We start from the raw sequence: 24,022 nt of genomic DNA on the forward strand, positions 1-24,022 counted from the left end.
AATCAATTATAACCGACTAAAATTCTTCACCAACGTCATTTGACAAAGAACCTATCTTTTGTAAAAAAATAGCTCCATCCGAGGATGGAACCAGTTTTCATTTTTATGCAAGTGTATTTACTTCTTCTAACATTGTGCCTTTGCTTGCTAGTTTCTCATGGAATGAGAATGCTTTTTCTAAAACGTGTGGAGTGTGTCCACCTCTCATTTTAGCTTCTTCATAATACTCTAATAATTGCTCTCTATACATTGGATGTACACAATTTGCAATAATCTTTTCTGCACGTTGTCTTGGAGCTAATCCACGTAAGTCAGCAAAACCTTGTTCAGTTACTACAACATCAACATCATGTTCTGTATGATCTACATGAGATACGAAAGGAACAATACTAGAAATTTTGCCGTTCTTAGCAATTGATTTCGTTACGAAAATTGCAAGACGTGCATTACGTGCGAAATCTCCTGAACCGCCGATACCATTCATCATTTTTGTTCCAGCAACATGTGTAGAGTTTACATTGCCGTAAATGTCAAATTCAAGTGCTGTATTAATCGAAATTAATCCGAGTCGACGAATTATTTCAGGATTATTTGAAATCTCTTGAGGTCTGAATAATAACTTGCTGCTATATTTATCAAATTCACGATATACCTGCTCCATTTTATCTCCAGAAAGAGTCATAGAACATCCAGATGCAAAGTTTACTTTCCCAGCATCAATTAGATCAAATACATTATCTTGAAGTACTTCAGAATAAATCTCTAAATCTTCAAATTCAGAATTGATCATACCAAGCATAACTGCATTTGCTACAGAACCAATTCCAGCTTGTAGTGGAGCTAAATTATTTGTTAAACGTCCAGCTGTTACTTCCCCTCTTAAGAAATCAAGAAGATGATTCGCCATAGTTTCAGTTTCTTCGTCTGGTGGAACAATTGTAGAAGCTGAATCTGGATAATCTGTAATAACAATTCCTCTTACTTTTTCAGGATCAAATGGTATTCCAATAGTACCTATACGATCGCTTGCTTTCATAACTGGAATAGGTCCTCTATTGCCTTGCTCCGCTGGTTCATAAATATCATGCAAGCCAATTAGCTGTTCAGAAGCTGCTAAATTTAACTCAATTATAATATTTTTTGCTTGTGAAATAAAGGTCGGTGAGTTTCCAACAGACGTTGTTGGAATAATCATATTGTCCTCTGTAATTGCAACCGCTTCCACTACAGCAAAGTCAACTGCAGGAAAAGCACCATTACGAATCATCTCTGACATATGAGATAAATGACAATCTATAAAGTGATGTTTGCCTTCGTTTATATTTTTTCGCATAGCAGGTTCTGCCTGGAATGGAGAACGAATATTTACAATATCTGCCTCTGACATTAATTTGTCTATATCTGATCCTAAAGAAGCACCAGTAAGTACATTTACTTTAAATTTCTCATTTTTTGCACGGTCAACTAAAGCAAATGGAATCGCTTTCGCATCGCCTGCACGTGTAAATCCACTTAAACCTAAAGTCATACCATCTTTAATCCATGAAGCTGCTTCATCCGCCCCTACAACAAGACTGTGTAAGCTAGTATTTTTAATTCTGTCAAGTTTATTATTCATGGTTATGTCCCCCTCAATAAATGCTTTTAAATAATTCTATCGCGTTTCGTCACAATTTAGATAAATATAGACAGATGCGCTATTTTACCGTTCGAAGCAGAGTATTAACACACCAAAACAGAATATTCGTTAAATGGAATATTTGTTTAATTTTATATTTATATAACATCATAAAAAAAACGCTTGAATAATAAAGAGATTTCCCCTTATTCAAACGTTTTTTCTAAAACCCTAATAACTTTCGGAAATAACTGGAATATGATTGGCTTACAGAAATTTTTTCGCCATTCTCCATTGCTAACACAAACGTTGAATGTGTATCCGGATAAATTTCTTTTATATAATGAACATTTACAATAAAGGATCTGTGGCAACGAATAAACAAATCTCTTGGAAGTCGATATTCAAAATCTTGTAGAGGACTTGTATGAGTTCCTGAAAGATTCCTAGTCGTAATATGAGTTTTTCGATCTTTAGCTTCTAAATACATGACATCTGAAAATGGAATGGGAACCCACCCATCTTGTGATTTAATAGTAATAACTGATTTTCCTTCTGTAAATGCCGGATAAATAGCTAATACAGTTCCTTCTAACTCTCCATTTTGCTGAAATGGTACAGCCATTCCATGATAAGGAACTCCAAACTTTTCACGATCAATAAATTCCGAAACCTTTTGCTTATTATGTATAGCTTTATAAGCCAGCGTTCCCTCTTTTAATGGATCTCCAGGAGTAATTTTTAAATCTATTCTTTTACTCGGACGATAGTAAATATATTTTTCAGTATCTGAAACAGCTATTGATATTTCATCTGAAAACAATTCTCCAATAACGTCTAAGAGTGAACCAATAGATAAGTCTCTCATCATGAACATCCCCTTTATAATTCTTATTTGCAAACGACTATTTCACGAGAAAACTGTTGCTTCATTGTTACGCAACGATCAATAACTTGAAATCCTACTTCTTCTAATCGTTCGTCCATTGATTCAATGGTGACAATGACTACTTTTTTCGCAATTCTTCTTGCATGCTTTAAAATAGTAAATTGCTCGTCCCATGTGGCATGTGTATATAAATTGTATGGCAAATCAATAATTGCTACATCATATGATTCTACAATTTCTTCAATTGCACTTTTTTTTACATCTCCAGTTAAACCGAAGTATGCAATATTTTCTCTAGAACCATCACAAACAAGTGGATTAATGTCTCGTCCAACGATATCAATTCCCATTGATAATGCTTCCACAAGAACCGTTCCAATTCCACAACAAGGATCTATCGCTATGATTCCCTCGGGATTTGGAACTGCAATATTTGCAACTGATCTTGCTACACGAGTACTAAGTGCTGTTGAATATTCTCTAGGTTTCTTCATATGTTTAAACCATATTGGTTCACTTTTCGTATACATTCCAAAGTACCAACGTCCTTTAAACGGAACGATAGCATACAGTTGATTTGGATTATGTAAGTCAAATTCTCCTTGCATTTCACTACCAATTGCTCTTTCTATTTGAAGGCGTTCATTATTTTCAACTTTATCTATTCCTTGGCGGTCATTGATTTTCAAGAAGATCACTTTATTTGTCTCTTCTTCAGAACCAAAAGCAGGAGCTTTAGCGATGATTTCTTCTACTGTATCTCCATCTGCTAATATCTCGACTCTACCTTTCATAAATGGACTTCTACTTGGATTAATTTTAACATGGCTTTTTATAATTTTAGTTTCTGTATCTGCTCCAAAAAAAGAGCGCATCTCTAAATGACATAGAGAGCGTTCTGCATCATTATATGCAAATGTATATATGAATGCCGATTCCCGGCTAATATTCGTCAATGTATTCCCTCCAATAATACCTTTATTATAACATGATTTTCGCAGGTTCTCTCATATGAAATAGTAAAAAGCGTACCGAATCATACAATGATCGCTACGCTTTTATACTATTAGTATTATAGATCCTGATAATCTCGTTGATATCTACCACCATCTTTTACTTCTGCATGGTACAAAGCTTTCAACGCAAAACTTTTCTCTAAATCATGCTCTTTCATTATTTCTTTCAACTTTCTAGAAAGCTCATCACTATGCTTCACTAGCTCTGCCATTTTCGGTTTCGAATATTGCATTATTGATATCCCTCCTTTTACGCGAATTCTATCCTTTTATTATAACACCGAAGCATGATGAAACCTCCTACTTTGTTATAATTCTTGCACGATAGGGAATTTACTTTATTCATAACGGAAAATCATAAATCTTTCATTGCTATTTTGTTCATATAATTCAGGGATCCTCACTTCTTTTAGCAGCTCAAAGGTAGTGTCCTCTTCAAGATATTGGATATAATCGGATGTAGGATAATAAAGAATAACATCTACTGAACGAGGATTGTTCTCAACTGATAGGAGAATGTTATTAATTACCTTCTGAAAAATCTGAATGGAAAAAGGATTAAAGAAATAAAAACGATTATCTAGTGGATTTATATCGTAACCCTCTGCAAACATCCGTTCAAATCGAATAGAAGCCCTTGAGTCTTTTGCTCTCTCCATATATTTAGTTAAATTTTCCATTGACTGTTGATAAAGTTGCCCACTCATCTCCACCCCTAACGTCGATACACGAAGATGGTGATGTATGTAAAAAGAAAATCTGCCTTTTCCGCAACCAAAGTCTACAAATGTATCGGTAGACTTATATTCATACTCATCAAAAAGAACTTCTAAAGCCATGTAAGGAGTTGCTTCATAACGATTATAATGAGCTGATTGGTGCTGCCACTCGCGAATTCCCTCTGTTTTTATTCGTAATAATCGGTCATGATCTTGTTCTTTCATTTGCTATCTCCTTTTATCTTCACTCACTAGAAATGTCGAAAATTGTTTCATGTGGAACTAATGATCTAAAGGTTTAGTAATTATAAAAAGTTAATTTGTTTAAGCAACAATAAAAGCCAAACAAGAACTTATACGCTTGTTTAGCCAATTTTATGCAAGTAATTAAAAGTTATTAAAGAACAATCGAATTACATCTGCTCCACCAATAAATGTGCCTAATGAACCAAAAAGGTTGGTCAACACTACTACAAGTAGTATTCGTGTCACTTTATTTTTCCAAAATCCTTTAATAGTAAATACATCTTCAGAAAGTGTTTCAAAATCTGCAATTGTTGGTCTTCGTACAAATGCTTGTACTAAACCAGATACCCACCCCGAAGCTAAAATAGGGTGAAGTGCAGTTATAGGTGCTGCAAAAAATGCAGACACAATAGCGAGTGGATGCGCTAAAGCAACGGCTGCTCCTATAGCTGCCATACCTCCCGTCCAAAGAATCCAGCTTAACGCTTGATCAAAACCTGCAGTAGGATTTACAAAGAACGTAACAATGATTAATGCCACAACAAGAATTGGAAGTGTCCATCCGATGATCTTTGGTATTATCGACTTTGGTGGCACTTCAGAAAGAGCGGCTAAATCTTGTTCCTTATAAATTTCTTTTGTGATACCCGGAACATGAGCTGCTCCGAGTACTGCAACCACTTTATCTCCAGGTGCTTCTTTAATTTTTTGTGCTAAATACTGATCTCTTTCGTCGATTAAAGGTGTTTTTAACTTCGGAAAAGATGTTGTAAACTCTGCAAGAACGGCATTAAGCGTGTCCTGTTTTTTCATATTCTCTAATTCTTCTTCTGAAATAGTATCTTTACTAAAAATACTAAAAATCACACCATTAAGAAGTTGAGCTTTCCCCATAAAACCAAGGTTATGCCAAATTCGAGAAAACGTAATTTGGATATTACGATCAGCTAGAACAATTTCTGCACCTGTCTCTTTAGCACTCTCAATTCCTTGAATCATTTCTTGGCCTGGTTTAATATCAAATTGTTTTGCCATACGATTTTGAAAAGAAGAAATTGCAAGGTTCATCAAAAGTAGCGTAGCCTTCTTATCTTTAATTACTTTGAAAATATCAGTTTCTTTCCATTTATTACTATCCATAACTGATTGAAACCTTTGTTCATCCAGTTCAATACAAACCGAATCTGGTCTTTCTCTTTCGATTACTTCTTTTACTTGCTCTGCACTTTGTCTTGATACATGGGCAGTTCCAATAAGTATTATTTCCTTGCCATCTACATGTAAGCGAGTAATATTATCTTCTGACATAAACTACTTCCTTCATTGAGTTATATTCCTCTTAGTATTTCTAGAACTAATGACTACTAAAAGATTATCTATAGTTAATAATGAATTAGATTTAGGAAAATTTCAATCATGATCCCTTACTAAATTTGTATTTTCTTCAGTAATTGAAGTAGTTGCTTTTTCTCATCTTTGGTTAACTGTTTGTACTGATCGGCTTGATACTCTAAATGTGCAGGTAGTACCTCATCAAAAAGTTCTTTTCCTTCAGGAGTTAAATAGAGAAAGTTGGTTTTCCATTCTCTTTCTCTTCTGATATAACCTAAGCTCTCTAGCTTGTTCAACAACTGTGTAATATTTCCTTTTGTAACGAAGAGCTTATCAGCTAACTCTTGTTGCATGATCGGATGCTCATTCGCTATATGAGATAATACATCAAATTGTGCAGTAGTAAGATCCCATTCTTTTAGATGAATATTAGTACTCTTCAAATTTTGATTATAAACTCTGGCTAATCGAAACCAAATTAGATATCCTAATTTCGTCTCTTTTTTAGACACTTTAGAAGTGCCCTTTTCTTTCCTTTTTTCTTTTTCTTTTTCTTTTTTCGTCACACCATCTCACATCCATTTTTATTCATCACTTTGTAGGTAAATTAATGATTTGTCAAGTATTTCCTGGATTAAACATATGTATATAAAAAGACATCTGAGCGCAATTTAAGAAATCTTAAACTCCCTTAAATACTTTTTTAATAGAGTATACTTTTATTTACAAATATATAGTTGAAAGAGTATAATGTGTAGTTGATACAAGACAACATTTCTACATATCCTTTATATTTTAGTAAGCTATAAACTTCTCAACTATAGATTTCACTTTATTTGAGAAAATGAGGTGGTAAAAACATTGACACAAGAACCAGAATTGACACTTGTTGAGCATTTAACCGAGTTACGAAAAAGGCTAATTATTGTTTCAATAACTTTTATCCTGTCACTTGCAGCAGGATTTTGGTTCGCTCCGAAGACACTGACTTTCCTAAAAAAACAACCTACAGCTCAACATGTGGAATGGAATGTTTTTGGATATACAGACGGTTTATTAATCTATGTCAAGTGTGCTTTAGTATTAGCTATCTTAGTCACACTGCCAATTGCGATGTATCAAATTTGGCTTTTTGTGAAGCCAGGGTTATTAGATAAGGAAGCAAAGGGAACAATATATTTTATACCCGCTTCATTTTTCTTATTTTTAACAGGTATTAGTTTTAGCTATTTTATCTTATTTCCATTAATGTTGAACTTCATGTCCAATATTAATGATTCAATTGGTGCCATAGAAACCTATGGAATGAAACAATACTTTACATTTATGTTTAATTTAGTTATTCCAGTAGGGATTGTTTTTGAACTACCAGTTATTATTCTCTTTTTGACTAAATTAGGAATTGTAACTCCAGATCGATTAAGAAAAATGAGAAAAATATCTTACTTCATACTTGTCGTAATCGGGGTTTCTATTACACCTCCTGATTTTATATCAGATTTCATCATTGTAATTCCTTTATTACTCTTATTTGAAATAAGTATTCTCGTATCAAGTTGGTCGTATAAAAAACAGATAGCTAGACAAGCTATTCTCGAACAAGAATTAGATGATTAGGCTAGAACTGTAACTTTTCGTAAATTATACTTTGTAAGACATTTTAAGGAGGAGACACTATGCCAAACATCGGTGTACCAGGTTTAATCATTATTCTAATCATTGCGTTAATCGTCTTTGGACCATCTAAATTACCTCAATTAGGTAGAGCTGCTGGTCAAACTTTAAAAGAATTTAAAAATTCTACAAAAGGTATTGTAGATGATGTAACGGAAGAATTTAAACTAGATGACAAAGAAGCAGATACTAAAAAGAAATTATAATCTTTACCCCAGTCATCATAATGATAGCTGGGGTTTTTATCTTATAAGAAAAGCGCAAGCTCCTAGAAGCGAACAAAAAAAATTAACTTACATGGCTGTGAATCATCAAAAACAAATTAGACATCTCGCATTGCTACATGTTAAATATTTCTATTTAAATTTTTAATCCTGATTTATGAAATATAGCAAAATGACTATACGACTTATCCGAAAATAAGTGCCAAAAGGGACTTTTTTACCGTTTTTGCACTTATTTTAAAATATGTCGTATGTGAGTTTTGGCCATTTATGATGTTTGGGACTATTTTTTTGGCAGGTTCGTTTAAGGAAACATAAGTTCAAATAGACACAGAAAACAAGACTGCCGCAAAAAATCAGTTTTACTGACTTTCTGGACAGTCCCGAGATAAATAAACAAATTATAGCCGACGAAAATTTTTTCTCCAACAACATTTGGTATAGAACCTATTAAATCACTGGCATTTTATGTTTAGCTCTAAACTTGATCAATAGCTAAAGGTTCTGGTCCTGGTTTGCCGAAGTAATAACCCTGAAAAAGCTGGTACCCCACTTCTTTTAACCATTCAAAATCTTCTCTTTCTTCCACTCCCTCTGCCAAAGGAATAGAATCTATCTCAAATGCTTTTTCCAAAAACTTTCTAGCAATCTTTTGTTTAGAGTCATCTTGTGCAACACCTTGTACATACTGCATATCTAATTTCATATATTTAGGTTTTAAATCAGCTAACATTTCAATTGTGCTATAACCTTCTCCTACATCATCCAAAGCATATTGAAATCCTTTTTCCTTATAATAAGTTAAAATTCTTTTCAAATGATCCAAATCCTCAACTTTCTCCGTTTCTACTACTTCAAAAACGAGTTGAGTAGGATCTAAATCTAGTTCATTTGCTAAGGCCGTTGTTGATTGCAGACAAAATTCTGGAGAATAAATAGATGTTGGAATGAAATTAATAAATGCTTTCTTATCTTTTATAGCTGCAGCATATCTTACTGCTGTCATTCTACATACACGATCTAAGGCATATAACCTTCCCCTGCTTCTTGCAGCCGAGAAGATCTCATTCGGATAGATGATAGAACCATCTTCATTTTGAAATCTAGATAAAATTTCATAAGCAAAAACATCTTCTTGTGTATCGACGATTGGCTGATAATAGCAAATTAACAACTCTTTTTTGATTACTTCATCAATCCACTGCACATCTAAAATATTATCTAATTCATCCAATGGTTTCCAATCTTCATTTGCGATTTTAAAAAAAACTTCTAATGGGTTCATATGGTCTTTACAAAAATCTGCAAAATCTCTCACTTCAGATTCCATCAAAATAAATTTATTCCCTTTTTGCTCGATTTTCAATTCTTTTCTGTTTAAATGTGCTGCCACATCTTGTAACATAGAAAGATTAAATTCACCTTCTACTTTAATTTCAAATTTCAATTCTCCCACAGTACAATTATTACAATCCATTTAATTCCCCACCTTTTATAACTCACTTTTGCATCATGAGAATATTTACAGTTATGTTTATTATAATAAAAGCTTTCTTTTTTTCATAATTCTTTACCTTATTCAACGAAAAATATTTCATAATTCCATCATTTTTGTTAAAATAAAAAGGAACGAAAATATACAGATGTACCTATGTTTACGCATTGTAACAAGGTTTATTGGATAAAATATGGTATACTAACATTAACAAAAATTACAAATGAAAAGGAGAAATGACACATGTTTATCGTAACAAATCGTATTAAAACCAAACCAGGATTTGCTCAAAGAATGGCTCCTAATTTTGCAAAACCAGGCCCACTTCAAGAAATGGAAGGCTTTGTGAAAGTAGAAGTTACCATTACGCAAGGACTTACAGAACACGATGAGTTAAATGTTAATATGTACTGGGAAAACTTGGACAACTTCCAAACTTGGAAAGACAGTGATGTATTTAAACAATCTCATAAAAGACCAGAAGATGATTCAACTGCAGCTAAACAAGAATCTCCGATGTTAGGTAGCGAACTAGTCATTACTGAAGTTGTGGCAACTGTAGAAGCAATCTCTTCTAAATAAATTATATGTTAACTCTCCTTCTTACTGTCGAAAGACACTTAGGAAGGAGTTTTTTTATTACCACAGTTTCTTTTCATACTGTCTTTTCTATGCTATGCTAGATGGTTATCTAAGGAAATTAATCTTTTATAAAGAAAGGTTTTTCCAAAAATTACAAACATAATACGTAATCATATTCTATAGCTAGGAGATAACAAAATGACTCAATCAAGACCAAAATTATGGACAAAGGATTTTATCGTTGTATCTTCTGTTAACTTTTTAATTACACTTGTATTTTATTTGTTATTAGTAACAATTGCTGTATATGCCGTAGATGAATTGCATGCTACAACTAGTCAAGCAGGCTTAGTTACTGGAATTTTCATCATTGGAACTCTAGTTGGGCGTCTCATTATTGGACGTGTTATTGACTTAATCGGTCGCAAAAAAACTTTATTTATTGGTTTAGCCCTATTTATACTAGCAACCTCTTTATACTATGTAAATCTGGGACTTACGTTCCTGTTATTCAATCGATTTCTTCATGGGTTAACATTGGGAATAGCAAGTACAGCAGCCGGTACAATTGTTGCTCAAATTATTCCAATGACAAGAAAAGGAGAAGGAATTGGTTACTTTAGTATGAGTGCTACACTGGCAACTGCATTTGGACCATTCATTGGCATATATATGAACCAGCATACCAGTTTTTCAGTGATTTTTGGATTCTGCCTCATATTAGGTATTTTTAGTTTATGCACTACTTTTTTCCTATATGTACCCAAAACTGATAAACCAATAAAAACAGCAGAATCTAAAGGATTTAAGTTTTCTAGTTTTATAGAGCCAAAAGCGTTGCCTATTGCTATTATTACTTTTGTTATTGCCTTTTGCTACTCTAGTGTTCTTTCTTTTATTAATTTTTATGCCATTGAAATTGATCTAGTAGAAGCGGCTAGTTTCTTCTTTATCGTATACGCAATTGTCGTGTTATTGTCAAGACCATTTACTGGTCGTCTAGTGGATGTCAAAGGAGCAAACTACATTATGTATCCTGGGTTTTTTATTCTTGGGGCTGGTATGATACTTCTAAGCATGGCAGGTACTAGCTTCGTATTTTTATTGGCAGGGGCATTGATCGGTCTTGGGTTTGGTAATATGCAATCTACTACACAAGCTGTAGCAGTGAAACTAACGCCTACTCATCGTATGGGGCTTGCAACTTCTACTTTCTTTATCTTCTTAGATGCGGGATTTGGCTTCGGACCTTATATACTTGGTTCTATCATCCCTTTAACCGGCTACCGCACGTTATATGTCATCTTAGGCGCACTAGTTATTCTAACAATCATTCCTTACTTTTTCCTTTATGGACGTAAAGAAAAAGCAATCTTACTTGCAGAATAATAAGAAACGCGATACTCTAGATTTAATTTTAGAGGATCGCTTATTTAATGTTCATTCTGTATATGATAAATACTTCGTATGTGTCACTCTATTTCTTCCATTTGCTTTAGACACATAAAGAGCTTTATCCGCTTTTGCTAATATAGAAAGATCTGTGTCATTAGGATTACTAGTTGTTACGCCAATACTAACTGTTATCTCACCAATTTCCCAATCAGCTGTTTGAATAGCCATCCTTAATCTTTCTGCTACTTTTATAGACTCTTCTTCGCCTTCAACAGGAATGATTACGACAAATTCTTCTCCGCCATATCGAGCAACAACATCTTCTTTTTGAAAAAATTCTGTTAAAATTTGAGCTAATTTTATTAATACTTGATCTCCAATAGGATGTCCCCATGTATCATTTACTAATTTAAAATGATCTATATCCATGATTAAAAGCGAAAAAGGTATATTTGTCTGTTGATATGTCAAATAGAATCCTTTTAGCTTTTCCATGAAAAATCTTCTATTGTTTAATCCAGTAAGCCCATCTGTAGTAGAGAGTACTGCGAGCAACGTATTCAATTTGATTAACTCTTCTTGTTTTTGTTCTAGTTCAAGATGAAGTCGTTCCATCTTTGCAAGAGCGTCATTCTTTTCACGATATGCTTCCTCTATCTGCTGTTTAGCAAGACGTATTTCTTGTTCATAATCTATCCGTTTACCCAGATGCACAAACACACAATCAATAAATTCCACGCCATCTTCGTTGTAATATTTACCATTAAATAATACAGGAATATCTTTACCATTACTTCCTTTTATACTTATATACATTTCATCGACGTGGCCATTTAACTGTATAAAAGGATAAAAGTATGTATGGAAAATTAGTTTATTTGCAATCGACATAACGGATTCAATGTGATTCGATACTAAGTTACTACGTGTATAATTACCCATATCAAGGAATGTTTGATTTACATCTATAATTAGTCCTTGGGTGGAAATTGAAACATACCCACAAGGTAAGGTATTCCATCTCTCTTCCAACTTCCAACATCCTCTCTTAAAACTATTTAAGATAAAATTAGAAATTCATTAATGCAACTAACCGTTTCTTTTGGGTGACTAATATGAGGATAATGCCCTTTCGCTTCTATTAATCGAAGCGTACTATTCTTCATATTGTGTTGTAAGTACTGTCCTACTTCTATAGGAACAATACTATCATCTGAACACTGTAATATTAACGTAGGAACCGTAGCTTTAACTAAGTCTGTCCGATGATCGGAGAAAAAAGTAGTTTCTGCAAATTGTCTAGTAATCAATGGATTACTAGAATTAAAACTTTTCTCTAACTCAATAGATAATTCTGGGACCTCCGGATTCTTCATAGCAAGAGGGGCCATAAAGCTTGCCCAACCAACAAAATTCATCTCCATCATTGCTAGTAAATCTTCAACATCGCTTTTTTCAAACCCACCATGGTAATTATCTCCTTCGTTTAAATAACGAGGAGAAGGCCCAACCATTATTAGTTTTTCAAAGTAATCTGGACGTTCAATTGTTGCTAACATGCCAATCATGGAACTAACAGAATGGCCAATAAATATAACCTCTTTAAGGTCAAGCGCTTCAATAACATCTAGTATATCTTGTACATATCCATGAAGCGTACTATATTTTTCAAAATCGTATGCTGTTAAATCTGAATTACCTGACCCAACATAATCAAACAGTACTACTCGATAATTTTCCTCAAAAAAAGGTACAATATATCTCCACATGCTCTGATCACACCCAAAGCCATGTGCAAAAACGATTGTTTTATCTCCTTTTCCCGTAACTTTCACATTATTTCGAACCAATACATCAGTCATTATCAAAACTCCGTTCATAAAAAATAGCTTCCTCTTCATTCTGAAGGGAAGCCGTTAAAATATCAACTAAATACTGAATTTTATGTTATTTTTATTTTAGTGTTCGTTTTAAAAATTCTTTTGTGCGCTCTTCTTTTGGATTATTGAAGATTTGCTCTGGAGCTCCTTCTTCAGCGATAACCCCTTTATCCATGAATACAACACGATCAGATACTTCTTTTGCAAACTCCATTTCATGTGTAACGATTAGCATAGTCAGTCCTGTACCAGCCAGTTCCTTCATTACTTTCAAAACCTCTCCTACCATTTCCGGGTCGAGAGCCGACGTTGGTTCATCAAACAACATAACATCTGGTTCCATTGAAAGTGCACGAGCAATTGCAACACGCTGTTTTTGACCACCTGATAATTGCTTTGGTTTTGCATTGACGTATTGATCCATGCCAACAACTTTTAAGTATTTTAATGCAGTTTTTTCTGCTTCTTCTTTTGAACGTTTCAACACTTTTACTTGACCTACAACACAATTATTTAACACGTTATGATTATTAAATAAGTTAAATTGCTGAAAAACCATTCCTAATTTTTTTCGGTATGAGTGAATATCATGTCTATCATCTAAAATATTTTCCCCGCGATAGATTATTTTTCCTCCACTTGGTTTTTCTAAAAGATTAATACAACGTAGAAGCGTTGATTTTCCAGATCCAGAAGAACCAATGACGCAGACAACTTCTCCTTTTTGAACGGAGAAATCAATATCTGTTAACACTTCATGATTACCGAAGGATTTACTAAGATGCTGTATTTCTATTACACTTTCCATATGTACGCCTCCTTCGTTTATTTATTGACGATTATTGTTGTTTTTAGGTAATGTAATTTGCGCTGGTTGACCAATCATACTGTAATTCTCTGGTCCATCTAATTTTCTTTCAAAATAACGTAGAATCAGAGTTACGGCATATGTCATGATAAAATATAAAACACACGCAACAAAAAACGATTCAAAGTATCGAAAATTATTACCTGCAACTGATTTTGTTTGGAAATATAGCTCCGTAACTCCAATCACATTCAGTACAGATGTGTCTTTAATATTAATGATAAATTGATTTCCCGTCGCTGGTAAAATATTACGTATTACTTGAGGTAATATAACATTCCACATGGTTTGGATATGATTCATCCCAATTGCTTGAGCTGCTTCAAATTGCCCTTTTTCAATTGAAATTACACCTCCGCGAACAATCTCAGCCATGTATGCTCCTGTATTGATAGAAACGATGAAAATGGCTGCAGTGAGTAAGTCCATATTTACACCAAAAGCTAACGCGGAACCATAATATATAACCATTGCTTGCACAATCATTGGGGTTCCACGGAAAAACTCTATATACATAGAAAGTAAAATATTTACTACTTTCAGAATGATTCGTTTACCCTTTCTTTCAGGTAATGGAATCGTGCGTATAACCCCTGCCAACAAACCAATAATTGCTCCTAGAATAGTACCAACTATGGAGATTAAGAGTGTCATTCCTGCCCCTCGAATGAACATCGGCCAGTTGTTAGAAATTATTGTTATTACCCACTCTAAATTCATTATAATCCTCCTTTAAACGTAAAAACCGACTGCAAAAAAAGCAGCCGGTTACCGTAATCATTATTCTGCAGCTGGTTGATTTTTAATAGCATTATCCATGATTTCTTGACGTTCTTCTTCAGAGATTTCTGCTAAGATTGCATTAATTTCTTCCGTTAATTTACTGTCTTTAGCAAGCCCTACTGCAACTGCTGTTTCTTCCTCATCAGCAACAAATCCATCCGTGAATTCTACCATTGCAAATTGGTCGTTAGCTGATGAAGCGCTTATTCCTTCAGGACGTTCTGAAACATAGCCATCAATCATTCCTGATTGAAGTGCTACTCGCATTGAAGTGAAGTTATCAGAAGCCGTTTGTTTATCTACGCCCTTGATTTGGTCTATAACACCATAATGTGACGTATTTAATTGGGCTGTAACTTTTGCTCCACTGAAGTCTTGAATAGAAGTGGCTCCTTCAAAAGGTCCACCTTTTTTAACTATCATGACAAAGTCAGAAGTATAGTAGTTTTCAGAGAAGTCTATTGTCTGTTTACGTTCTTCTGTTGGTGACATACCTGCCATAATCGCATCAATCTTACCTGATGTTAAAGCTGGTACCAAACCATCCCATTCTGTTTTGACAATTACTAATTCTTTCCCTAAACCTTCAGCAACTTTTTTGGCAATTTCTACATCATATCCGCCTGCATATTCTGCATTACCGTCAATTTTTACCCCGTTATTTGAGTCGTCCATTTGTGTCCAGTTAAAAGGTGCATATCCTGCTTCTAAACCTACTGTAAATGTATCTTTTTCTTCTGTTGATGAACTAGTATTTTCTGTATCATCTGTACCACATGCACCTAATAACAAAACAGTAGAAATTAACATCGCAATGAATAATAGTGATTTATTTTTCATATTTGTCTCTCTCCCTTAATATTAGTTTGTGTTTTTAAATAAAAAAAGGACAGTTTACACAAAAGAAACCTGAAACGAACTCAGGTTATACTATGTATAAGTTGCCCTAAATCCTCTACTTCTCTTAATGAGATAGCTCACCACTATAAACAAGGACGTTCATAGTGACAGTCCTGTAGTTCTTAACTACAGACCCAGCAAGTAATACGGAGAAATATTACTAACTTCGGCGACAGTTCCTTCTCCTTAGTATCAAAGCTTCTCAAACTCCTCTAAAGACTGTTAAATATCGCGCCTCTACCTCACTCAATAATAAGTGAGGTTATATTCAATTATTAGTTCATATTCTACAATAATTGAGGTTCCCTGTCAACCAATTCACTGGAGTAATAGACGGATTTAAGCTAGAAAATAATGCCAAATTCCGGCTTTTTTCACTTTAATTATACGCTTACTTTCCTCTAAGTAATCCAGGTAACCAACGATCTCCGACATAACCAAGGAAAACTCTTCTGTATACTTTGATTTGTAATAAGCTTTTGCTAAGTCATTTGCTTTTTCTATTCCACCTTGTATAAAGCTAATCATTCTCTCCGCTTTATCATCCATCTTTTGGATCTTCGTCTCAATTAACGCCCGATGGTTATCGATCACATTTTGATGCCCTGGAAACAGTAGCTCCGCATCTATAGAGGCACACTTCCGTAAAGATTCCCGGTGTTGTATAACCGTTTTTAATCGATTGCCTTCAGAATCAGGTTCGATAATTGCATTTGTTGAAGACTTACTCAACAATAGATCCCCTGAAAATAGCCATTTTCTTTTCTCGTCATAAAAACAAATGGAATCTGGGGAATGACCCGGTGTCTCCATAACGGTGTAATCAAAAACTTTATCTCCTTGTCTTAACGGAATAATATCTACTTGAATAGCAAGTGCCTTTGCATTTACTCGTGTATTTTCTAATTTAGCCAATCGAAATTGTGCTTCTTCTAAGCAGTTCATCTCTTCATACATTTTTTTAAAAAAGTTTTGACGCATCGTTAAAAATCCTTGGTCCATCTTTAAACGGGGAACTGCTTCAACGTGAGCATAAACAGGAATTTGTTTAATTGCTAGTATACGTTTTACCAGGCCAACATGATCTTCATGATGATGTGTCAATAATATTCGATCTATGTCAGATACTGCGAAACCTTTCTTTTTCAATACATGTATAAATTCTTCCCAATACAAGTCTGTATCAATTCCAGCATCAATTAAGGTAAGTGAATCTCCATCATTTATTATGTAACAATTAATTGAACCAATGGAGCCATTTGTTGTCTTTAGTATAACTGGGTATACAGAATGGCCTAGGGATGAAATTGTTGGCATCACTTCCATATAGAAAACACTTCCCTCTTACTTATTGTAAACACGAAGATTTCTTCTAAAATGCATTTTCACTTATGATATGGTGCATTATTAATAATTCTAAAAGCACGATAAATCTGCTCCACAAGCACTAACTTCATCAACTGATGTGGCAGCGTCATTTTACTGAACGATAACTTCTCATTTGAACGCTTCATAACATCATCATGCAAACCTAGCGATCCACCGATTACAAATGCAATCTTACTTTTACCATAAGTCATTAAACTCTCTAAATCATTAGCTAACTCCTCCGAAGATTTCATCTTACCCTCAATTGCAAGTGCGATGACATACGTATCAGGAGCAATTTTTGCCAAAATACGTTCACCTTCTTTTTTCTTTACAATTTCCATATCAGCTAAACTTAATTGTTCGGGCGCTTTTTCATCCGAGACTTCTACCAAATCCATTTTGGCATAAGCCCCCATTCTTTTTGTGTATTCTTCTATTCCCATTTTTAAATACTTTTCTTTTAGTTTCCCGACCGAAATTATTTGGATATTCACAGGTTATCCACCTTTACAATGTATTTACAAACAAGTTATCCACAAGGTTTATCCACATATCCACAGGACACTTCTATATCTTGTGTTCTTCCATTGATTCACCACAAGATATACTAAAGTGACATTCACCTGTGGATAACTTTTCTTCATCCTATAATTAATCAAATGTTAATTAGTTTTATTATTCAGTTAGATTCACCTTTAAAGCCTTGTTTATATGGGTTCCACAGTTGAATATTCTTAATATTACACTTGCTATATACTTGCAAATCACGCTATAAGTTATGCACAAATCCGACATTCTTATCCACAACCTATTTTACCAAATATAAAACGAGTAGGAAAGACAAGCTTTTCTTTCCATACTCGTTGTGTACATCTTTTATTTACAATTATTAGTTATCCACATGTTTACAAATTACTTGTTTCTACTAATGTTAATGTTAATTCAACTAATTCACCTTGTCTATACACTTTTACTGTTAAATCGTCTCCGATTTCTTTTTCATTGTATAAATACTGTCTTAAACTTATTACGTCTTCTATCTTTTGTCCATCCATTTCCACAATCACATCATATGACTCCATGCCTGCGATTGCTGCAGCAGATTTTGCTACTACTTCATCTACTACGACACCTGTAGTTACTTCACCTGGCAGTTTCAAAGTATCTTGTTGGTGGAATGCGGGTACATCTGTCAAATCCATCAATGTAATACCCATAGATACGCGATTTACTTGCCCATTTTTCTCAAGATCTTCAATTATTGGTATCACCGTATTTACCGGAATCGCAAGTCCTATTCCTTCCACTGTCGACTCTGATATCTTCATGGAGTTTATACCAATTAATTGACCTGTAAGATTGATCAATGCACCACCACTATTACCTGGATTGATCGCTGCATCAGTTTGTAGGACCTCTGATTGCCAATCTTCTACGCCATCCCCGTTTAAATCGACAGGTACTGCACGATCTTTACCTGATACGACACCAGTTGTTACAGAACCATAAAAATCAAGTCCTAGTGGGTTCCCAATTGCAATAACTGTTTCTCCTTGTTTCAATGTTTCTGAATTTCCAAATTCTATAACTGAATCTATTCCCTTATCATCAATTGAGAGTACAGCTAAATCTGTCCAAATATCACTACCTACTAAAGTTGCTTCTGCTTTTACTCCATCTGCAAGTGTTACTTCTAATGATTCCGCATTTTCAATTACGTGATAGTTCGTAATAACAAATGCTTTTCCACCTTCTTTTTTATAAATAACACCTGATCCTGTTCCAGCTTCTTGGGTCGTTTCTGCACGATTCCAAAAATCTGTGACTGATTGAATATTTGTTATACCAACTACCGAATCGGCAGCTTTTTCTACAGCACTTGTCACGTCTGTTGTAACATCGACAGAAACTTGCTGTGTTTCTGTCACATTGGACGTTGATTCTGTTTTATTACTTGTTGGTAAATTGGTTACAACAGATGGTATTAAAAACCAAACGAGTAATGCTCCAACTAACACACCGGATAATCCACTAAAGAAATACCCCGCTATGCCTCTTTTCTTATCTGCTCTTTTCTTTTTAGGTTCTTCTTGTGGTCCATATGAATTGTATAAATTATTGTCCATATTCATCTTCCCTTCTTTATTACGTTTATGTCTATATTACTAATTTACCCAAGGAAGATGAAAATTAGATGAAAATCAATTAAAAATTAGATAAATATTGGATTTTTTTAAAAAGAACAAAGGCCGATAAAGTGAAAGTGTCACTTTATCGGCCTTTTATTTATTAAACCAGCACCAGTTCTGTAGCTCGATTAGCATCTGTATCATGTAAATGTACATACTCTCCTGTAACAATTCCACAAGACTGCAATGTTTGCGTAACACTCATGCGAGCAAGGTCTTTCATATTATTATCTTTACTTAAATGAGAAAGATAAATATGCGTATTTTTTAAATCGACTACTTCACTCATAGCAACCGCAGCATCTTCATTGGATACATGTCCAACATCACTTAAAATTCGACGTTTGACAGACCATGGATAACGCCCCATTTGAAGCATACTTACATCGTGATTACTTTCAAACACGAATGCATCTGCTCCTTTTATATAACCTTTCATACGATCACTCACATACCCAGTATCCGTAATCAACACAAGCTTTCTTCCATTTTCATGAAATACATAAAACATAGGATCCACCGCATCATGAGACACTCCAAATGACTGAATATCAATTGAACCGAATGATTTAACCGTCTCCATATCAAATTGGAAACGTTGATCAGTTGGTACTTTACCAATAAGCGGATCTATTGCCATCCAAGTTTTTTCATTTGCATAAATAGGAATACCATATTTTCGCGCGATCACTCCTAACCCTTTAATGTGATCACTATGTTCATGAGTAATAAAGATACCTGTTAGTTTTCTGATCTCTCTCTCAATTTCACTAAAGAGCTCATCCATTTTCTTACCACTTAATCCGACATCTACTAAAAAGGAATGCTCATCATTTTCGATATATGTAGCATTACCACTACTACCACTTGCTAATACACTAAACTTCATCTGTAAAACTCCTTACCTTAATGACGCCTGTTCAACCTCTTTTGGAATCTCAATTATTCTACCCTCTACCGCGTTTACAAAGTATTCTTCCAGCGTACCATCCTCCAGCTTGACTTGCACTTTCCAAGTTGGCGCAAATACTTGTGTTTCTGTTAGTTGGACAAGTGTAGAATACCCAAGTTCAATTGCTTTAACTTTCGCATTTGGTTTTAATAATGCACTATTATGCAAAGCTTCAATTGCTTGCAATTGAGGTAATAATTTTTTCGATTCCTTATAATCCTCTAAATTATCTAAAATAGTTTGTTCATAACGTACTACTTCGTTTTCATCATTCCAATAGAGGGTTACTTTTGCATTTTGGTTGAAATAAACTAATCGGCCATTTACTTTTTGAAAAAATGTAGCAGTATTACTGTCTTCATCGACTTCCCATAATTTATATGAGTCACTTTTAAGTATGTTTTCTTTCAATATTTTTTCCACTGTGTTTTCTTCTGTGATTTCTATTGGCTCATCAAATATAGCTTTTACACTGTACCCATTTTTTAACTCTACTATTTGGTGCTCTAGCGTATCCAACTCTTCTGAAGTGAACATATGAACATTACCAGAAACATAAGAAGCATCCTGAATCGTATTTTCTATTTTTGGAATTTTAATATTATCTAGTAATAAACGATCCTCAATTGGTGCAACACTGCTTAATACTTTAACACCCAGATCTTCGTTATATCTATTCAAATATAAAGAAAAAAGAAAGACATTCAAAATAGAAAATACGATGATAAAAATAGTCTTCGTTTTATTCCAATCCAAAAGTGTCACCTCCTAGAAGATCAGGCGCTAGTCGAATCCAAGATCCATTAACTAAATAGTACCAAGATGGCTCTAAACTCAAAATTGGCTGATTATCATCCCTTGACAAGTAATAGCCTGCTACAATATCCACTATAGTTGAGCTATCCATTTCAGGAATTTCTGAAATTTTTTCATACGCAATCTGACCTGAAGGTAATTGCGTATCTATCGTTTTAAGTGGGACATCGAGTATATAGTATGGTCTTATGTAACGATACACACGATTCTTTCCCCAATACTCAATGATCTCTGTACTAGTATCATCACTAAACACTGGTAATCCTAAATAATAGAGCTGATAATTCACTTGCTGAGTAATTGGATTTATGCGACTATATCGAAAATCATCTGTCCATCCATCATGCTCATTAACAAAGTTCACTGTATTTTGAATGAGTTCTTCTGGAGTAACAGAAGTTTCACTCTCAGCAGCTGGGTCAACATAACTTATTCTCTTAGATGAATAGTCGACATTCATTAACGCACTATCATCTGTATATTCCTGGGCAGTAGTTCCAAATGGATTACTTCGAACAATGCTGGGTGTATTAAATAACGCATTTTTAAATTTTTCCGGAGCAATTTCTTCTAAATAGTATGTGTAGCTCACTGTTTTCTCAGGACTTGCCGAAACATACAAAGAAAGATTTTCATTTCTTTCTATTTCATTATAGACAGGAAAACTTTTCGCTTGATTAATAATTGAGTTTATAAAAAATTGTTTATTCACGTTATTCATTGTAGAAGAGTACACTTTTTTATCTGCTGTATTAATAAAATACACCAATATCTCATCCTTCGATATATCGCTCCAATCGACTACTAATCTATTGAAAGATGCATCTGGCAAAGTATGATCTGCAAAGGGAAAAATACTACTGTACGTTTTAATTGGTACATCCGCTGTAAAAAAAAGTGTAAACCTATTTGGAGCATTTATATACCTATTTATCTCCTGAACAGTTACTTCATTTTCTACTAGTTCTACCATTTGTATTTCCCAACTTTTCATAGTTCCTAGTACTCGCTCAATGCTCTGTGTGGAAGTAGAACCTGTAAATTTATCATTCTCACTGAATAATAGACGATATGGTTTAATTACATCTTCCAATGTCTTTTTCTCTGCAATAGAAATATCCAAAATTGGCGTATCAATCGTTTCGTAGTTAGGGGAATACGTCCAACTAGAAAAAGTGAGTGTAAAACTCATGAGAACGAGAAGGAGTAACATGACAGATTTTACTTGTTCAATATACTTCATTCCCATTCACCTTCCTCATTGATCTCAATCTCCAGTGTAAAGAACACCGTCGTACCTTGCCCCTCTTCACTTTCAACCCAAATAGAACCACCGTGAGCTTCAATCATTTCCCTAGCAATGGCAAGTCCTAGTCCTGTGCCTCCCATTGATCTCGCTCTAGCACGGTCTACACGATAGAATCGATCAAAAATTCTTTCTACATTTGCAGAAGGAATACCCATACCATCATCTGAAACCATGACTTTCATATGAGTATCCTTAACAGTAAATCCAAAACGAATATTACCGCCATCTGGAGAATACTTTAATGCATTAGAAATGATATTATCAATCACTTGTGTTAGCTTATCTGTGTCAATTTCTACAAAATACTGTTTTTCAGGGAGCACTCGATGGAATGAAACATTTTGAGATTTAGATAATTCAAATCGATCAATAATTCGATTAAAGAATTGTTTAAAATCGACAATCTCACGATTTAATTTATAATCTCTGCTATCCATTTTAGATAATTGCAATAAATCATTTACCAGACGAATCATTCGTTTTGTTTCCGTTTGAGTCACCTGTAAGAAAGCAGGAGCAATTTCTCGATCTTTCCAGGCTCCATCAGCGAGCGCTTCTAAATAACTACTCATAGTCGTTAACGGTGTACGAAGTTCATGTGAAACATTGGCAACAAAGTCTCTTCGTTCCATATCAATCTTTTCCTGCTCCGTATTATCATGAATAACAGCAATTAGTCCATTCACAAAACCTGTTTCTTTTTGAATAACAGAGAAATTGGCTCGTAAAATAAACGGTCTCTCACTTGTACTAAAATCAAGCGTCAACGCGTCTTTCATGTGGATTAAATCCTCAAATGAATTAGCTGTATCAATTGCCAAGACCGATGTAATTGGACGGTTTAACACCATCTCTCTCGGTATTCGCAATAATTTAAGTGCTGGATCGTTGATTAGAATAACACGACCTTTACGATCTGTTGCAATAACCCCATCCGTCATATTCGTCAGTACCGAAGATAGTTTTCTACGTTCCGCATCTGTTGTAGACTGAGATTCTTGTAATCTATTCGTTAAATGATTGAAAGCAATTGCCAGCTGTCCTATTTCATCATTTCCATATACTCGTACTTTTCTAGAGAAGTTACCTTTAGCCATTGCTTGTGCTTGTCTTCTCATATCAGAAATTGGACGTGTAATTGTTTGTGAAATTAGAATCCCAAGGATTATTGTAATAGCTAATGCAACCGCTGTCCCACCCGCAAGTATTCGATTAATCTCATTCATCTGCCCAAATACATTTTCAATATTTGACTCTACATAAAGTGAACCAATTACTTCACCTTGGGAACTGATAGGCGTTACTAAAATCCAAATTCTATTTCTATTTCTCGTTTCAGAATCAAGCGAAATATTGTTCAAAGGAGTTCCAGTGGTTATAGACTTTCTTACTATTTCATCCACTGACCTTTGTCCAACAATTGATTGGTTATTAATATCTGAAGTAGCAATAATTTCAAATCTATTATTAATTACACGAACTTCTTTAATGTCAGTTGAATTTACACCATTCAAAATTGGGTGTAAGCTTTGTTCGATTGTTTGATCATCTTCATCGCGTACTTTTAGTAATTCTTCTCTCACGCTAAATTCAACTAAACTGACTCTATCTGTAATAGATTCTTGGAAATTTTCTTTTAGTGTTTGCTCTAATTTTTGTACAAAATATATACCAATAATCTGTATTGCAATGATGATTAATAAAATATAAATCATCACTATTTTTACATAAATTGATTTTAAAAAACCTACCTTTTGCATAATT

The 24,022-nt window shown here is 34.2% G+C and carries 24 protein-coding genes and 1 riboswitch; of the genes, 4 read left to right on the plus strand and 20 right to left on the minus strand.

The genetic code is table 11. The annotated features are described in order from the left end of the window. Positions 1-103: 103 nt before the first annotated feature. The 7 genes from scpC to C7437_RS12970 all read right to left on the minus strand — a co-directional run bounded on the left by scpC (position 104) and on the right by C7437_RS12970 (position 6,332). Complete coding sequence (gene scpC / locus C7437_RS12945) at positions 104-1,618, minus strand: succinyl-CoA:acetate CoA-transferase ScpC (RefSeq protein WP_111440156.1); 1,515 nt, start codon at positions 1,616-1,618, stop codon at positions 104-106. Between the two features lie 223 nt (positions 1,619-1,841). After that, the gene (locus tag C7437_RS12950; protein ID WP_111440157.1) at positions 1,842-2,486 is read right to left on the minus strand and encodes a LytTR family DNA-binding domain-containing protein; all 645 of its coding nucleotides are present in this window, start codon (positions 2,484-2,486) and stop codon (positions 1,842-1,844) included. Positions 2,487-2,509: 23 nt separating this feature from the next. Beyond that, positions 2,510-3,463, minus strand: coding sequence for a TRM11 family SAM-dependent methyltransferase (locus C7437_RS12955; RefSeq protein WP_245909287.1), 954 nt, complete (start codon positions 3,461-3,463; stop codon positions 2,510-2,512). Positions 3,464-3,579: 116 nt separating this feature from the next. Next, positions 3,580-3,756, minus strand: a complete 177-nt coding sequence (locus C7437_RS17000; protein WP_170122377.1) for a hypothetical protein — start codon at positions 3,754-3,756, stop codon at positions 3,580-3,582. A gap of 105 nt (positions 3,757-3,861) precedes the next feature. Continuing rightward, positions 3,862-4,467 carry a class I SAM-dependent methyltransferase gene (locus C7437_RS12960; RefSeq protein WP_111440158.1) on the minus strand — a complete coding sequence of 202 codons (606 nt, stop codon included), beginning with the start codon at positions 4,465-4,467 and terminating at the stop codon, positions 3,862-3,864. A 162-nt stretch (positions 4,468-4,629) separates the two neighbouring features. Next, positions 4,630-5,796 (minus strand): TraB/GumN family protein, encoded by a 1,167-nt coding sequence (locus C7437_RS12965; protein ID WP_111440159.1) that lies wholly within the window; start codon positions 5,794-5,796, stop codon positions 4,630-4,632. 119 nt (positions 5,797-5,915) lie between these two features. Then, positions 5,916-6,332, minus strand: a complete 417-nt coding sequence (locus C7437_RS12970) for a MarR family winged helix-turn-helix transcriptional regulator (protein ID WP_111440210.1) — start codon at positions 6,330-6,332, stop codon at positions 5,916-5,918. 349 nt (positions 6,333-6,681) lie between these two features. Between C7437_RS12970 and tatC the strand changes: the two genes are divergently transcribed. Together tatC and tatA are read left to right on the plus strand one after the other, a co-directional pair. Further along, a complete protein-coding gene (tatC, locus tag C7437_RS12975; RefSeq protein ID WP_111440160.1) occupies positions 6,682-7,437 on the plus strand; it encodes a twin-arginine translocase subunit TatC in 756 nt (251 codons plus the stop codon). 59 nt (positions 7,438-7,496) lie between these two features. Continuing rightward, a complete protein-coding gene (tatA, locus tag C7437_RS12980; RefSeq protein ID WP_111440161.1) occupies positions 7,497-7,700 on the plus strand; it encodes a twin-arginine translocase TatA/TatE family subunit in 204 nt (67 codons plus the stop codon). A 496-nt stretch (positions 7,701-8,196) separates the two neighbouring features. Here the strand turns inward: tatA and C7437_RS12985 are convergent, their stop codons facing one another. Then, a complete protein-coding gene (locus C7437_RS12985; RefSeq protein ID WP_111440162.1) occupies positions 8,197-9,195 on the minus strand; it encodes an EAL domain-containing protein in 999 nt (332 codons plus the stop codon). Between the two features lie 261 nt (positions 9,196-9,456). Here C7437_RS12985 and C7437_RS12990 point away from each other — a divergent pair, with 261 nt between their 5' ends. Next, positions 9,457-9,795 (plus strand): heme oxygenase, encoded by a 339-nt coding sequence (locus C7437_RS12990; protein ID WP_111440163.1) that lies wholly within the window; start codon positions 9,457-9,459, stop codon positions 9,793-9,795. Between the two features lie 198 nt (positions 9,796-9,993). Next, complete coding sequence (locus C7437_RS12995; RefSeq protein ID WP_111440164.1) at positions 9,994-11,184, plus strand: MFS transporter; 1,191 nt, start codon at positions 9,994-9,996, stop codon at positions 11,182-11,184. A 51-nt stretch (positions 11,185-11,235) separates the two neighbouring features. On the opposite strand, the gene C7437_RS13000 is transcribed toward C7437_RS12995, so the two are convergent. The 12 genes from C7437_RS13000 to walK form a co-directional block, all read right to left on the minus strand. Next, positions 11,236-12,222 carry a sensor domain-containing diguanylate cyclase gene (locus C7437_RS13000; protein WP_111440165.1) on the minus strand — a complete coding sequence of 329 codons (987 nt, stop codon included), beginning with the start codon at positions 12,220-12,222 and terminating at the stop codon, positions 11,236-11,238. A gap of 26 nt (positions 12,223-12,248) precedes the next feature. Further along, complete coding sequence (locus C7437_RS13005; protein WP_111440211.1) at positions 12,249-13,052, minus strand: alpha/beta fold hydrolase; 804 nt, start codon at positions 13,050-13,052, stop codon at positions 12,249-12,251. Between the two features lie 91 nt (positions 13,053-13,143). Beyond that, positions 13,144-13,878: an amino acid ABC transporter ATP-binding protein gene (locus C7437_RS13010; protein WP_111440166.1), complete on the minus strand. Its 735-nt coding sequence runs from the start codon at positions 13,876-13,878 to the stop codon at positions 13,144-13,146. A 21-nt stretch (positions 13,879-13,899) separates the two neighbouring features. Then, the gene (locus C7437_RS13015; protein ID WP_111440167.1) at positions 13,900-14,658 is read right to left on the minus strand and encodes an amino acid ABC transporter permease; all 759 of its coding nucleotides are present in this window, start codon (positions 14,656-14,658) and stop codon (positions 13,900-13,902) included. Positions 14,659-14,718: 60 nt separating this feature from the next. After that, positions 14,719-15,561 (minus strand): transporter substrate-binding domain-containing protein, encoded by an 843-nt coding sequence (locus tag C7437_RS13020; RefSeq protein WP_111440168.1) that lies wholly within the window; start codon positions 15,559-15,561, stop codon positions 14,719-14,721. A 125-nt stretch (positions 15,562-15,686) separates the two neighbouring features. Next, a riboswitch (Lysine riboswitch) is annotated at positions 15,687-15,869 on the minus strand. Between the two features lie 91 nt (positions 15,870-15,960). Next, entirely contained in the window at positions 15,961-16,947 is a 987-nt protein-coding gene (locus C7437_RS13025; protein ID WP_111440169.1) for an MBL fold metallo-hydrolase, read from the minus strand. Between the two features lie 59 nt (positions 16,948-17,006). Next, positions 17,007-17,486: a 23S rRNA (pseudouridine(1915)-N(3))-methyltransferase RlmH gene (rlmH, locus tag C7437_RS13030; protein WP_111440170.1), complete on the minus strand. Its 480-nt coding sequence runs from the start codon at positions 17,484-17,486 to the stop codon at positions 17,007-17,009. A 411-nt stretch (positions 17,487-17,897) separates the two neighbouring features. After that, on the minus strand, positions 17,898-19,118 hold the full coding sequence (locus C7437_RS13035; protein WP_211310026.1) for a S1C family serine protease: 1,221 nt from the start codon (positions 19,116-19,118) through the stop codon (positions 17,898-17,900). A 163-nt stretch (positions 19,119-19,281) separates the two neighbouring features. After that, positions 19,282-20,070 carry an MBL fold metallo-hydrolase gene (locus C7437_RS13040; protein ID WP_111440172.1) on the minus strand — a complete coding sequence of 263 codons (789 nt, stop codon included), beginning with the start codon at positions 20,068-20,070 and terminating at the stop codon, positions 19,282-19,284. A gap of 12 nt (positions 20,071-20,082) precedes the next feature. Continuing rightward, positions 20,083-20,889 (minus strand): two-component system regulatory protein YycI, encoded by an 807-nt coding sequence (locus tag C7437_RS13045; RefSeq protein ID WP_111440173.1) that lies wholly within the window; start codon positions 20,887-20,889, stop codon positions 20,083-20,085. After that, a complete protein-coding gene (locus tag C7437_RS13050) occupies positions 20,876-22,198 on the minus strand; it encodes a YycH family regulatory protein (protein WP_111440174.1) in 1,323 nt (440 codons plus the stop codon). Before C7437_RS13050 ends, C7437_RS13045 begins: the two co-directional genes overlap by 14 nt. Beyond that, entirely contained in the window at positions 22,189-24,018 is a 1,830-nt protein-coding gene (gene walK, locus C7437_RS13055; protein WP_111440175.1) for a cell wall metabolism sensor histidine kinase WalK, read from the minus strand. Before walK ends, C7437_RS13050 begins: the two co-directional genes overlap by 10 nt. Between the last annotated feature and the right edge of the window lie 4 nt (positions 24,019-24,022).

The organism is Psychrobacillus insolitus (assembly GCF_003254155.1).
In the GTDB taxonomy this organism is placed as follows: domain Bacteria; phylum Bacillota; class Bacilli; order Bacillales_A; family Planococcaceae; genus Psychrobacillus; species Psychrobacillus insolitus.

Coding starts and splice junctions, on each gene's coding strand:
- scpC (WP_111440156.1), bottom strand. CDS start 1,618: ATGAATAATAAACTTGACAGAATTAAAAATACTAGCTTACACAGTCTT.
- C7437_RS12950 (WP_111440157.1), bottom strand. CDS start 2,486: ATGAGAGACTTATCTATTGGTTCACTCTTAGACGTTATTGGAGAATTG.
- C7437_RS17000 (WP_170122377.1), bottom strand. CDS start 3,756: ATGCAATATTCGAAACCGAAAATGGCAGAGCTAGTGAAGCATAGTGAT.
- C7437_RS12960 (WP_111440158.1), bottom strand. CDS start 4,467: ATGAAAGAACAAGATCATGACCGATTATTACGAATAAAAACAGAGGGA.
- C7437_RS12965 (WP_111440159.1), bottom strand. CDS start 5,796: ATGTCAGAAGATAATATTACTCGCTTACATGTAGATGGCAAGGAAATA.
- tatA (WP_111440161.1), top strand. CDS start 7,497: ATGCCAAACATCGGTGTACCAGGTTTAATCATTATTCTAATCATTGCG.
- C7437_RS12985 (WP_111440162.1), bottom strand. CDS start 9,195: ATGGATTGTAATAATTGTACTGTGGGAGAATTGAAATTTGAAATTAAA.
- C7437_RS12990 (WP_111440163.1), top strand. CDS start 9,457: ATGTTTATCGTAACAAATCGTATTAAAACCAAACCAGGATTTGCTCAA.
- C7437_RS12995 (WP_111440164.1), top strand. CDS start 9,994: ATGACTCAATCAAGACCAAAATTATGGACAAAGGATTTTATCGTTGTA.
- C7437_RS13005 (WP_111440211.1), bottom strand. CDS start 13,052: ATGACTGATGTATTGGTTCGAAATAATGTGAAAGTTACGGGAAAAGGA.
- C7437_RS13010 (WP_111440166.1), bottom strand. CDS start 13,878: ATGGAAAGTGTAATAGAAATACAGCATCTTAGTAAATCCTTCGGTAAT.
- C7437_RS13015 (WP_111440167.1), bottom strand. CDS start 14,658: ATGAATTTAGAGTGGGTAATAACAATAATTTCTAACAACTGGCCGATG.
- C7437_RS13020 (WP_111440168.1), bottom strand. CDS start 15,561: ATGAAAAATAAATCACTATTATTCATTGCGATGTTAATTTCTACTGTT.
- C7437_RS13025 (WP_111440169.1), bottom strand. CDS start 16,947: ATGGAAGTGATGCCAACAATTTCATCCCTAGGCCATTCTGTATACCCA.
- C7437_RS13035 (WP_211310026.1), bottom strand. CDS start 19,118: ATGGACAATAATTTATACAATTCATATGGACCACAAGAAGAACCTAAA.
- C7437_RS13040 (WP_111440172.1), bottom strand. CDS start 20,070: ATGAAGTTTAGTGTATTAGCAAGTGGTAGTAGTGGTAATGCTACATAT.
- C7437_RS13050 (WP_111440174.1), bottom strand. CDS start 22,198: ATGGGAATGAAGTATATTGAACAAGTAAAATCTGTCATGTTACTCCTT.
- walK (WP_111440175.1), bottom strand. CDS start 24,018: ATGCAAAAGGTAGGTTTTTTAAAATCAATTTATGTAAAAATAGTGATG.